Genomic DNA, 11,842 nt, shown 5'->3' on the forward strand with positions numbered 1-11,842 from the left:
TTCCCGATTCCCGATTCCCGATTCCCGATTCCCTACTCCCTACTCCCTACTCCCTTAAAAAAAAATGACTCAACCCGAAGCATTAAAATCTCTACTGGAAGCAGTTGCGACTGGTGACCTTAGTCCAACTGTTGCTCTAGATAAACTGAAAGATTTTACCTACGAAGAAGTGGGTGATTTTGCCAAAATTGACCACCACCGCACCTTAAGAACTGGATTTCCTGAGGTAATTTGGGGAGAGGGAAAAACCCCTGACCAAATTGCTGAGATTATGGCAGTAATCCGCCAGCGGAATCCGGTAGTAATGGCCACACGGATTACACCAGAGGTGGCAACGGAGCTAGAGTCAAAAGTCCCAGAGTTACAGTATTATTCCACAGCTCGGATTTGTGCGATCGCACCATCCCACCTCGAACCTAAGTATTCCGGCACCATTAGTCTAATTTCCGCTGGCACATCGGATTTACCAGTAGCTCAGGAAGCCGCCATTACTGCTGAGTTATGTGGGTTTCAGGTCAAGCGCCTTTGGGATGTGGGTGTAGCTGGTATCCACCGCTTGCTGAATAATCGACAAGTGATTGTCGAGGCCGATGTCTTAATTGTCGTAGCTGGGATGGAAGGAGCATTGCCCAGTGTGGTAGCTGGCATGGCCGATTGTCCAGTGATTGCGGTTCCGACTAGTGTCGGCTATGGAGCCAGTTTTGGTGGTATGGCACCCCTGTTAACCATGTTGAATTCTTGCGCACCAGGCATAGGAGTAGTGAATATTGATAATGGCTTTGGTGCAGCTGTCTTAGCTGGACAAATTCTTAGGACTGGTAATAAAATCAAGTCTGCTTGAATACCCATAATTAATGGGAGGGTGGGAGGTGTGGGGAGATGGGGAGATGGGGAGATGGGGAGATGGGGAGATGGGGAGATAGGGAGATAGGGAGATAGCGATGCAGCGCGGTCTTGGGGGTTCCCCCCATGAGCGACTGCATCAAGACAAGGAAAGCGCACCGTCGGGGAATTTTTATTAATAAAAAGATAAAAAGGTATTTTTGACCTGAAAAAAAACCTCTCCCCAGCACCCCAGCTCCCTTTCACCCGATTGACCTGAAAATTTATTTCTGAAAATGAAACAGCCCTACTCTTATGAGGCAGGGCTGTTTCAAACTTTAGTAAGTTAACGATAAAAGGAGATAGGGGGATAGGCGGTTAGGGGTGGGTTCCGACTTCCGACTTCCGACTTCCTGCTCCCATCAACCCAGGACCAAAGCACCTCACACAATTGAGAACTGCACTATACTGAAAATAGTTCGATCAGAGTTAAATCCAGTCATAAACGTTTCCCAAAATCGTTGTTGTTAACAGAGCAGGAAGTACGAGAAAAATGAGCAAAAATGTACTTAAAGATACCAACTTAATCTTAATCGAAAACAACTTCTTCCCTCTCCACACTCCCCCTCATCCTTACACTGCCCACACTTCCTACATTCGACGCACTCCCCAAACCGCCCGCACTCCCCAAACTCCCCATACTCTGCCCACACTTTTCCCCCTATTCCCGATTCCCTGTTCCACACTTCTTAAATAATTACTGATTGAATTAGTAACTTAGTTCCAATGCCAAATAATCCCTTCATTGTCGGTAAGCCAGTTCCCCCAGAGCGTTTTGTGGGACGAACTGCTCTGATTGAAACCGCTTTCGATCAAATCTCCCATCGCAGTAACCTATCAGTGTGGGGAGGTCCGGGCATTGGAAAGTCTTCCTTTCTGGAATTACTGACTTGGCCGGAAATCTGGAAAGTACACCGCACCGACCCATCGCAAGCAGTGATTGTGTTATTAAATTGCCTCAGTATTCATCCCTTCACAGGGTCTGGCTTCTGGGGAAAGGTCTTAAGCTTGATTAAAATTAAACTCGACAGCAATCCTGGGCTGCAAGCAGATATTGATGGATTCCTGCAAGACGGAAAAAGCACTGCTGAAGATTTCCGAAAAGTCTTAGGTAAGCTGGGAGCACACAACAAATTCTTAGTGTTGTTAGCGGATGATTATGATGCTGTCTTTCGCACTCATGAAACTTACACTGAAGCTGACATGGAAGCCTTTCTAAGTGAGTGTCGCAGCGTAGCCTATTTTGCTGAGGAAAGGCAATACCTGTCCATGATTGTCACCTCCTCTCGCCGTCTTAATCAACTTGGGCCGAGTCTCACCCCAGATAAATCCCCCTGGTACAATCACTATCTGTTTCGACAACTTAAGCCATTTACCAAGAATGAAGTAGATACTCTGCTATTTGGGATGCCTATGACACCAGCTTTGCGGGATGGTATTACCGAAATTGCTGATGGACACCCGGTCTTGCTACAGAATGCCGGTTATCTGCTGTACGAAGAGTTACGATCTGGAGGAGACCTCGACCCTGTTACCTTTGCCCAAGAGTTTCAAAATACGACCCTACATATATTTCAACAGATGTGGGAACTATCTAATCCCATCGAGCAAACCTTGTTAATGCTAATTGCCCTGTCTGAACTAAAGGGTCGATTGCGTAATCAGCGCTACGATATCAGTAATATTGATAACATTTTCAGTCAGCAGGAGCTAGAGTTAAATGCTCTAGTGGGGCAAGGAGTGATTAAACGTCAATACACTGAAGATAAGATCAATTATTCCTTTGCATCTTCCATTATGGAGTGGTGGGTGGTTAAAAAAATCCAGAATAGTAATGAAATTGAACTAGAACAACGAAAGAAGGTATTTCTGAATGTGATGAGTTCAAAGCAAGCAGAAAAAGTAACCACAGCCATTCGTTGGTTATGGAATAATAAAGACCAGGTGCCATCTATCCTAGAATGGATTGGAAAAGTAACAGCTGCCCTTCCAAAAGGAGCAATTGGCGGATAAACTAAGGTGGCTCTTCCGACCTTGTAGTAATAGGCGTAGGGTGCGTTAGGGACGGGCTGGCCTTGGTTTTCCCCCTCTTAGTCCCTGGTTGGGACAGCCAGTCCCGTAACGCACCACCGGCTCAAACAGCTACAGGTCTTGGCTGATAGCTGAATGCTTACGACGTAACTGGGAAGAAAGCCACCATGACTAGTGCAACTGTTCGGAAAAATCCTTATATTAGAAATCCTTATATTGTTGGTCGTCCCATCTCTGAACCGGAATTATTTTTCGGTAGACGCAACAAATTTGATTTCATTGAGGACAACCTCCGGCAGGGGGCACAGGTAATTTTGTTCTATGGTCAACGACGTATTGGTAAATCCACTGTACTTAAACAAATTCCCAATTTTGTTGGGCAAAATGACTTTGTGTTTGTCCAGTTTGATCTACATCACAAAAGTCAGTTACCCCTTAGCCGTGTTCTCTACAGTTTAGCACAAGCTATTATTAATCAACTTCAGCTAGGGTCTGACCATAGTAAGCTACCAACTGTTACGGAATTAAAAACTAATCCGACTCTTTTTTATGAGAGCTTTTTACCAAAGGTATATCAAGAATTAGGGTATAAAAAGCTGGTGTTGTTGCTAGATGAGTTTGATGTATTGAGTAGTGACAATCCTGCTTCATCAAAAGAGTCATCAGTTAACACGTTTTTCCCTTATCTACAATCTCTGATTGAACAGGATCAGCGATTATTTATTATTCCCTTTATAGGACGGCAACTAGATGATATGCCAAAGTTGCGGGAATTATTTAAAGGTGCTCCTAGCCAAAAAGTTGGCTTGCTCAGTGAACGAAGTGCCACAAAGTTAATTACTGAACCAGCTAAGGGGTCTTTGACCTATAAATCGGAGGCAATCGATGCCATCTTAGCATTAGCTTCAGGTCATCCCTATTTCACTCAAGTCCTATGTCATGCACTGTTTGCTCAAGCTAGAACTGAACAAAAGTGGCAGGTAACTCCTGATGATGTGACCAGAATTGTCGATGATGCCATTGAAATTGGTGAAGGAGGATTAACTTGGTTTCGGGATGGATTACCGATTCCTGAACGAGTGATATTTTCCGCAGTAGCAGAGGCTCAAAAAAAAGCTGAAAGAAATCCTAATCAGGTTGTGCAAGACCCGTTGAGTTTACTGAAAGAGTATGGCGTTACTATCACCGAGTCTTTGACTCAAGCTAGGGAAAAACTGGTTGAATCAGGTTTCTTGGCAGTTGTAGAAATAACTGATAAAGTTTCATCCTACCACGGAAAATACTACAAGTTAGAACTAGAATTAGTCCGCCGTTGGTTAGTCAAACGTTACCCATTGCGGCGAGAGATATTTGAATTGGAAGACCTCGATCCAGAGGCTAAGGCTAATTATAAAAAAGCAATGGAACGAAGTGATCACGGGGATGTATTCCATCAGATAAAACCCTATGAACAGGTTTTGAAAGTTAATCCCAATCACTTTAGTGCTTTATTCGAGATAGCAAGGATATATTTGGAAGGTCACGTATTTGATAAAGCAGTGGAATGCTATCAACGAGCATACCTAGTTAATCCAGTCCGGAATCAGGATGGATTAGTGCGATCGCATTTAGGTTATGGACAACACCTCATGGAAGTAGGGGAAGTTATCCTAGCCAGGCGGCAATTTGACCAAGTGCTAAGGATAGAGCCAGAAAATCAACAAGCTTATCAATTCTATAACCAATTAAACAATCCTTTCGTTGTAGGCGCACCAGTGCCCCCAGACCGTTTTGTGGGACGACGATCAGAAATTCTGGCTGCTTTTGATCAAATCTATAACTGCAGTAACTTAGCCATTTGGGGTGGTCCAGGCATGGGTAAGACCTCTTTCCTGGAACTCCTGGCTTCCCCAGACATTTGGAAAGAGTATGGACAAGACCCATCACAGACTGTGATGGTGCTACTCAGTTGCGAAAGTATCCAACCGTTTACAGATTCTGGGTTTTGGCAAGAAGTCCTAACTGAGCTGATCGATAAATTGGACAGTGAGCCAGACCTTAAGAGTGAGATTGAAACATTGCTCGACCACGGAAAAGCAACTGTCCGGGGCATGCGCCAAGTATTAAAGCAGCTTGGGAAACGAAACAAATTCTTGCTGTTGCTAGTGGATGACTATGATGCCGCTTTGCGAGAAAACCAGCACTATACTCAAGCTGACATGGAAACCTTTCTACAGGAGTGTCGTAGCCTAGCTTATCACAGCAGGGAGCGAAAATATCTGGCAATGATTGTGACCTCACTCAAACCTCTCACTGAACTTGGTCCTCCCCTCAATCCCAATATTTCTCCCTGGTACAACCATTATCTGTTTCAATCCCTGAAGCCATTAACGGAAACTGAGGTCGAGCAATTGATGGCGAGTATTCCCATCACACCAGCATTACGGGATGTCATTAAAGACAGGGCTGGTGGACATCCGGCGCTGCTACAAATTGCTGGTTCTTTGCTATTCAGAGGATTAAGAACTGGGAAGTTACCTGATACTGAAACCTTTGCCAAGGAGTTTGAAGATCAAACTAGACATATTTTCCAAGATATTTGGCAACGGTGCAGCGATGTCGAGCAAGGGCTGTTGATACTGATGGCTTGGTCGAAGTTAAAAGGTGGTCTGGAGCAGAAGATTACTATTGATTTAAGTGATATTGACCTAACTAAAATTGACGTAATCTTTAGCCAACATCAACGAGAGTTAACTAGCCTAGTAGAACAAGGGGTAATTATTGATCAGGATAAAGATGAGTTAGGTAACCGTAGATATTCCTTTGCTTCCTTAGGGATGGAGCAGTGGGTAATTCAGGAAATTAAGACTAGTGATCAAGCATTAGTAGAAAAATGGGAGACGATGTTGCTTTAGCTAATCAACCCTTGAACCCCAGGGAAAATTTACCAACCGAGCCAGACTTCCCTCCATGATGGCGGTGGTTTGACCAGAAACCGTGAATACCAAAGCTTCCCGATAGACTCGCTGGGCAGCATGGTGTTTGTAGTTAGCCGCACCACTAGACACAGTCACCGCTGCTTGAGCACATCGTCCTGCTAAATTAATTGCCCAAGTCCTCAGTTGTAGCCTTTGTTCAAAGGTCTGAGAATCTGCTTGTAGTGCTTCGATCATAGCTGTCTGGCAGCGAATCAATTCCCCGTTGAGGGATTCAAAAGCATTGTATAGAAAATCCAGTTCCTTGGTTTTGGCCGCCGCTTCGACAATGTCCAGTCCAGCTTGGGCACATCCTAGGGGCAAAAAACCAGCAGACAAAACTTTTTTCTGGTCATTGTCGTGAATTGTACCTGCTTTAGCAATCGAAACCACACGTTCTTCGGGTAAGAAGCAATCGGTAAGGGTAGCACTAACGGTATTGGTGGATTGCATCGCCCCCAGTGCCATGGGTTTGCTAAAGGTAATAGTACCACCTGGATCTTGGCAAGTTGGAGTCAATGGCACCATACCGTAAAGTTCTCGACCATCAGGCAATACTGCACCGATGATAAACTCTTGAAAGAAGCTAAACCCAGTAACCCAAGGCACTTTTCCAATGATCTGATATCCACCATCTACCGGAATAGCTTTCACCAGTGGGTTACCTGTTCGTCGCACTTGGGAAAAGCCGATACCAACTAGCACTTGACCCTGGGCTAATTTAGGAAGATACTGGTGCTTCAAGGATTCATTCTCAGAGTAGGCGATCATTGCTCCAGCACTCTGGTGTTGCATTTGCAAGAATGCCAAAGCACCGGAATACCGTGCTACCAGTTGCTGGAAGTAGCCAAAAGTTGTGCTACTAACTTCGAGACCTCCTAAGGATTTCGGAATCCGTAGCCCTAGCAACGTGCGAACGCTCATCCCCTGGAGAGCCTCTCGTAACACCTCAGGAGCACTATCAATTTCTGAAGCCAAGGGAGCAACGGATTCCCTTAGATAAGACTCTGCTGTGTCTAATAGGGTTTGTTGGTCATTATCGGGATACCGTTTGCTCACCTGCATTAACCTTTCTAGTTACTATGATCTTAAGCATTCAGCTATCAGCCCTTGGCCGTAGGCCAAGCTACTTGAGGTGCACTCAGCTAATCAACGGGAGGTAGTAAATAAGCTTAGGGGCTGGTACGGCTGCTTGAAAATCCCTGCTCGTTTTACTCATCCCACCCCGTGCAGTTAAAGCGCCTGGTAGCACCTCAAGTAGCGTGCGCGTAGCGCTAATCGCTGTTCGCTGATAGCTGATAGCTAACGGCTGAATGCTCACCTGTGATCTACTAATTTAATAGTTCCACTGTGATTTATAGCATTTTTCAACACATCTTACGACCCCTGGGTCTAGCCGTTGCGCTGGTGCTATCTTGTCTATTGACCCTTACAGGTTGCTATCCTAGCCAGTTTAAGACTCAGGCAGCTCAGGTCTCTCAACTAGTTTTAGCTACTCCTAGTGACCCAACTAGCTTTAACTATATTGTTAATAGCTCTATCTACGGTGTGTTTGGTTATATCTACGAAGGATTACTGACTCAGAATGGCATGACAGGGGAGTTGGAGCCAGGACTAGCTGAATCTTGGGACATTTCCTCAGACCGACAGCGGATCACCTTCACCCTGCGGGATGGGCTAAAGTGGTCTGATGGGGAGCCCCTAACGGTGGATGATGTGATCTTTACCTATCAGGAGCTTTACCTAAATCCCAAAATTCCCACAGTACACCGAGATTTCCTCAAGATTGGTAGTACTGGTAAGTACCCATCGGTGCGCAAACTAGATCAGCGGCGAGTTGAGTTTACCTTACCACAAGCCTTTACGCCATTTGTGAGATACGCAGGAAGCCTAGCCATTCTACCGGCTCATGCCTTACAAGAGTCTGTGCAAGCCACTGATGGTAATGGCAATCCCCAGTTTCTTTCCACTTGGGGAACTGACACCAATCCCCAAGACATTGTTAGCAATGGTCCTTATCGACTAGAAAAGTATACCCCTGCTGAACGAGTCATCCTACAACGGAACCCTTATTACTGGCATGCGGATGCTCAGGGAAATCCCCAGCCCTACATTCAACGGATTGTCTTACAAGTTATCCCATCCTCTGATAACCAGTTACTCAGATTTCGCTCTGGGGAGTTGGATAGCCTCAGAGTCAATCCCGAGGCGTTTGGGTTACTCAAACGAGAGGAAAAACGGGGCAAATACACCATTTACAATGGAGGACCGATGACGGCGATTAGGTTTGTCGGTTTTAATCTCAACAAAGCTCGCAATGCTCAGGGAAAACCTTTCGTAGACCCAATCAAGTCCCGTTGGTTCAATACCTTGGCCTTTCGACAAGCGGTAGCCTATGCTATTGACCGGGAAAAGATGAAAACTAATATTTATCGGGGACTGGGTGAAGTACAACATTCCCCGATTGCTGTCCAAAGTCCCTATTACCTATCCCCAGAAGAGGGGTTAAAAGTTTACAACTATGAACCCCAGAAGGCCAAACAATTACTATTAGACGCTGGCTTCAGGTATAACTCCCAAAATCAGCTGCTGGATTGGGATGGCAACCGGGTAAAATTTACTCTGCTGGTGAAATCAGACGATAAATCCCGAGTAGACGCAGCAGTTCAGATTAAACAAGACTTGAGCCAAATTGGGATAGAAGCAGATTTGCAGGTACTCAGCTTCAACCTTGTGCTCAGAAAGCTCCTATCGACTCGAGATTGGGAGTGTTATGTGGGTGCCTTTGAAGCAGGAGTGAGTGAGCCTCACAGTATATTTCTGTTCTGGTACAGTGGAGGCTCGTTTCATCAATTTAATCAAGGTCCTCAACCCGGACAACCACCACTGGCAGAGTGGGAAGTGTCTGACTGGGAGCAAGAGATTGACCGTCTGTTCAATGCTGGGATAAAAGAAGTTGATCAGAGCAAACGCAAAGCCATTTATGATCGATTCCAGGAAATCGTTGCCGAGGAGTTGCCCGTGTTTTTCCTGGTCAATTCACTAGACTTTCAGGCAGTACGCGATCGCATCGAGAATATCAAATTTTCTGGCTTAGGGGGACCGTTATGGAACATTGATGAGCTGAGAATTGCGGAAAACTAATCAAGTCTTGGGCTTTTGGGGATGGGGCGGGGGCGTGGGAAGATGGGGATATGGGGAGATGGCCAGATGAAATTAATGTGTAGCGGTGTAAGCGCTAATAATTGCTATAAAAAATAGCTTGAATCCCCATTAATTTGATGATATCAATTGTGATAATGGCTACAAAAAGTGCATATAGATAATAGAAAGAAAGGCTTGATCAAAAAGATGACCTTCCCCACCAATAATCCCAAGGAATTTAGAGAATTTGAATATTGTGGATGGCAACAGTCAGTAGACCAATACCATTCCTCTTTTTCCTCTTTGACTAGCCAAACTATCGAATCTCTGCTTGATAATGTAAATGCGGCAAAGGATATGGAATTACTTGATATTGCCACTGGTCCTGGCTATGTGGCTGCTCAGGCCCACAAGCGAGGATGTAAGGTAACGGGGGTAGATTTATCAGACGCTATGGTTGCCAAAGCACGGCAACTGAATCCCCAGATAGAATTTTGTCAGGGGGAAGCCGAATCCTTACCCTTTCCCGAATCTAAATATCAAGCAGCCGTAATGAACTTTGGAATTTTGCATTTGGCTGAACCAGAAAAGGCACTGGGTGAAGCATTTCGGGTAATTCGGAGCCAGGCCAGGTTTGGGTTTACTGTGTGGAGTAAGCCATTAGGTGCGCTTTCCGTTGGCGAATTAAATTCGCCACGGGTCGCACCTGAAAAATCGATAGCGTTTAAGATTATGAATAAGGCCATCGAAACCTATAAAAATTCAGAGGTTACTCTTCCAGAAGGGCCGCCATTTTTTCTGTTTAGTGAACCGGATTATTGCTTCAAGTGTTTGCAAAATTTAGGATTTAAAAATCCTTCTTTCCAAGAAATACCCCTACTCTGGGAACTTAGCAGTGCCGATGAACTTTTTGATGCTTTTTATAAAGGCACCGCCAGAACAGGTGGGATACTGCGCGCTCAAACTAGTCAATCCCTGGACAATATACGGGCAGCAATTCACCAGGAAACGGCAAGCTATAGGCAAAATAATCGACTGCTCCTGCCTATGTCAGCAATAGTTGTATCTGCTCAGAAACCTTGAACTAGTCCGCAGCAGCCCACCACAAAAAGGCATTTGTATCAAGTAAAGCTTGCATGTGATCGGTTATCCTTGACCGTAAAAAGATTCTAAAATCTCTTCAGGGAGAGGATCGTCAAAATCATCTGGAACAACTAAACGCCCTTTGTCGATACCTGGCACTCTTGGTTTTGGTGGTTTTATTGACGGAATAATCCTTGCCATTTCTTGGCCCTGTGCTGAAATGATAATTTCTTCTCCTTTGAGTACCTGACTGAATAATTCAGAGAATCGTTGTTCAGCTTCTTGTTGATTTACGTAAATCGTCATATCTTCATAGAGGCAAAATAACCATAGGTCTATTATAAATTTAACAGCTTGGATCAGGTAACGTTAAACAAATTTAAAAGGAAAGGAAACTTTATGAACAAGCCTGAAGATGAATTGACATTACAACTGGATCCCCGTCCTCAAGAAAAAGTCTCCCTGGATATTCCCACTGATACCTTAGCATCCCTCAAAAAAGTAGCTGCTAGTCGAGATATGTCCTGTGAGGCATTACTAAAACTGTATATTGGACAAGGACTAAGACAGGACTTAGCTAAATCATTTTCTAAGCGCGTACTAGAAGCAACAGCAGAGGTCAAAGCCGAAGCATATTTCCTCAGAGGCAGAAATAGCGGATATCCTACAAGAAATTCGCACAGAAACCAATCATTAAAAGGGCAGATACACCATAATTACAACCATGATAACCTTAGCTAAATGGTCAATTGAAGACTATCATAACATGATTGCAGCAGGTATCCTAAGTGAGCGTCGTGTCGAATTACTAGAAGGGCAAATTATTGAGATGTCACCAGAGGGACCTTTACATCGAAAAATAAACGATTCTATGGCGGAATATTTGCGGGAACAGCTCCGAGGTAGCGCCAAGATTTACGAATCACATCCTATTTCCCTTCCTGATTCAGAACCAGAACCAGATATTGCCGTTGTCAAATTGCCCGTTTCCTTGTACGATTCTCGTCACCCTTCTGCCGAAGAAATTTACCTATTAATAGAAATCTCTGATAGTACCTTAGAAAAAGACTTGGAACAGAAGCGAATTACTTATGCTCATGCTGGCATATTAGAATATTGGGTTGTAGATTTAAAAGCTCAACAACTGATCGTGTTTCAGCAACCATCGGGCAATAGTTATCAAATTCAACAAACCTACAGCCAAGGAAATCTCTACCTTGTGGCTTTTGAGCATATTAAACTATCAGTAGAAAAGCTAGTATCGTTCAACTAAAATAGGGAATAAGCAAGCTACCAATAGGCAATCCCATGAACTAACTCAAAGGGTTATGGATGCAGCCATAGAAATCAATCCGGATTGGGTAATTCGTAATGCTTGTCGTCGCGCCGAGTCAATTATGGATGCAGGAAAAGCAAAATACTATGATGAAGCAGTAGAATGGCTGAAAAAAGCCCGTGATGCTTATGTTGCTTCGGATAAAGAACAAGAATGGTCAAATTATCGTACTGAATTAATTACTATTCATGGCCGAAAGCGCAAACTAATGGGGTTAATTAAATCAGAAATTTAAGTTACAAACGCCAAGTTATTAGCAACGCCCCATATACAGCCTTTGTATTTGAGACGTAAACCTAGGAAGTCTATTTTTACTGTCCAATAAAACTCCGGATCTATTTTCCCTTTTGCCTATTGCCTGTTGCCTGTTGCCTATTGCCTATTGCCTATTGCCTATTGCCTATTGCCTATT

At 44.3% G+C, this 11,842-nt stretch carries 11 protein-coding genes; 9 read left to right on the forward strand and 2 right to left on the reverse strand.

The features are described 5' to 3' along the window. Positions 1-64 precede the first annotated feature (64 nt). The 4 genes from larB (at position 65) to AC4II3_RS27005 (ending at position 5,807) form a co-directional block, all read left to right on the forward strand. Positions 65-841 carry a nickel pincer cofactor biosynthesis protein LarB gene (gene larB, locus AC4II3_RS26990; protein WP_488029651.1) on the forward strand — a complete coding sequence of 259 codons (777 nt, stop codon included), beginning with the start codon at positions 65-67 and terminating at the stop codon, positions 839-841. A 534-nt stretch (positions 842-1,375) separates the two neighbouring features. Next, the gene (locus AC4II3_RS26995; protein ID WP_488029650.1) at positions 1,376-1,579 is read left to right on the forward strand and encodes a hypothetical protein; all 204 of its coding nucleotides are present in this window, start codon (positions 1,376-1,378) and stop codon (positions 1,577-1,579) included. Positions 1,580-1,608: 29 nt separating this feature from the next. After that, positions 1,609-2,895 carry a P-loop NTPase family protein gene (locus tag AC4II3_RS27000; protein ID WP_488008042.1) on the forward strand — a complete coding sequence of 429 codons (1,287 nt, stop codon included), beginning with the start codon at positions 1,609-1,611 and terminating at the stop codon, positions 2,893-2,895. 185 nt (positions 2,896-3,080) lie between these two features. Further along, positions 3,081-5,807 carry a hypothetical protein gene (locus tag AC4II3_RS27005; protein ID WP_488008044.1) on the forward strand — a complete coding sequence of 909 codons (2,727 nt, stop codon included), beginning with the start codon at positions 3,081-3,083 and terminating at the stop codon, positions 5,805-5,807. Here the strand turns inward: AC4II3_RS27005 and AC4II3_RS27010 are convergent, their stop codons facing one another. Further along, positions 5,808-6,932, reverse strand: a complete 1,125-nt coding sequence (locus tag AC4II3_RS27010) for an acyl-CoA dehydrogenase family protein (RefSeq protein ID WP_488008046.1) — start codon at positions 6,930-6,932, stop codon at positions 5,808-5,810. A 285-nt stretch (positions 6,933-7,217) separates the two neighbouring features. Here AC4II3_RS27010 and AC4II3_RS27015 point away from each other — a divergent pair, with 285 nt between their 5' ends. Together AC4II3_RS27015 and AC4II3_RS27020 are read left to right on the forward strand one after the other, a co-directional pair. Then, complete coding sequence (locus AC4II3_RS27015) at positions 7,218-9,011, forward strand: ABC transporter substrate-binding protein (protein ID WP_488008048.1); 1,794 nt, start codon at positions 7,218-7,220, stop codon at positions 9,009-9,011. Positions 9,012-9,218: 207 nt separating this feature from the next. After that, complete coding sequence (locus AC4II3_RS27020) at positions 9,219-10,094, forward strand: class I SAM-dependent methyltransferase (protein ID WP_488008050.1); 876 nt, start codon at positions 9,219-9,221, stop codon at positions 10,092-10,094. 63 nt (positions 10,095-10,157) lie between these two features. Here the strand turns inward: AC4II3_RS27020 and AC4II3_RS27025 are convergent, their stop codons facing one another. Beyond that, positions 10,158-10,400, reverse strand: coding sequence for a type II toxin-antitoxin system Phd/YefM family antitoxin (locus AC4II3_RS27025; protein ID WP_488008052.1), 243 nt, complete (start codon positions 10,398-10,400; stop codon positions 10,158-10,160). Between the two features lie 93 nt (positions 10,401-10,493). On the opposite strand from AC4II3_RS27025, the gene AC4II3_RS27030 reads away from it, so the two are divergent. The 3 genes from AC4II3_RS27030 to AC4II3_RS27040 are packed head-to-tail and all read left to right on the forward strand — an operon-like array spanning position 10,494 to position 11,665. Further along, positions 10,494-10,835 carry a hypothetical protein gene (locus AC4II3_RS27030; protein WP_488008054.1) on the forward strand — a complete coding sequence of 114 codons (342 nt, stop codon included), beginning with the start codon at positions 10,494-10,496 and terminating at the stop codon, positions 10,833-10,835. After that, positions 10,819-11,367: a Uma2 family endonuclease gene (locus AC4II3_RS27035; RefSeq protein WP_488008056.1), complete on the forward strand. Its 549-nt coding sequence runs from the start codon at positions 10,819-10,821 to the stop codon at positions 11,365-11,367. Before AC4II3_RS27030 ends, AC4II3_RS27035 begins: the two co-directional genes overlap by 17 nt. A gap of 55 nt (positions 11,368-11,422) precedes the next feature. After that, a complete protein-coding gene (locus AC4II3_RS27040) occupies positions 11,423-11,665 on the forward strand; it encodes a hypothetical protein (RefSeq protein WP_488008058.1) in 243 nt (80 codons plus the stop codon). The last annotated feature ends 177 nt before the right edge of the window (positions 11,666-11,842 follow it).

It is taken from the genome of Moorena sp., assembly GCF_982860115.1.

What these genes read in the sequence shown, in the direction of transcription:
- larB (WP_488029651.1), top strand. Translation starts at nt 65, where the DNA reads ATGACTCAACCCGAAGCATTAAAATCTCTACTGGAAGCAGTTGCGACT.
- AC4II3_RS26995 (WP_488029650.1), top strand. Translation starts at nt 1,376, where the DNA reads ATGAGCAAAAATGTACTTAAAGATACCAACTTAATCTTAATCGAAAAC.
- AC4II3_RS27000 (WP_488008042.1), top strand. Translation starts at nt 1,609, where the DNA reads ATGCCAAATAATCCCTTCATTGTCGGTAAGCCAGTTCCCCCAGAGCGT.
- AC4II3_RS27005 (WP_488008044.1), top strand. Translation starts at nt 3,081, where the DNA reads ATGACTAGTGCAACTGTTCGGAAAAATCCTTATATTAGAAATCCTTAT.
- AC4II3_RS27010 (WP_488008046.1), bottom strand. Translation starts at nt 6,932, where the DNA reads ATGCAGGTGAGCAAACGGTATCCCGATAATGACCAACAAACCCTATTA.
- AC4II3_RS27020 (WP_488008050.1), top strand. Translation starts at nt 9,219, where the DNA reads ATGACCTTCCCCACCAATAATCCCAAGGAATTTAGAGAATTTGAATAT.
- AC4II3_RS27025 (WP_488008052.1), bottom strand. Translation starts at nt 10,400, where the DNA reads ATGACGATTTACGTAAATCAACAAGAAGCTGAACAACGATTCTCTGAA.
- AC4II3_RS27030 (WP_488008054.1), top strand. Translation starts at nt 10,494, where the DNA reads ATGAACAAGCCTGAAGATGAATTGACATTACAACTGGATCCCCGTCCT.
- AC4II3_RS27035 (WP_488008056.1), top strand. Translation starts at nt 10,819, where the DNA reads ATGATAACCTTAGCTAAATGGTCAATTGAAGACTATCATAACATGATT.
- AC4II3_RS27040 (WP_488008058.1), top strand. Translation starts at nt 11,423, where the DNA reads ATGGATGCAGCCATAGAAATCAATCCGGATTGGGTAATTCGTAATGCT.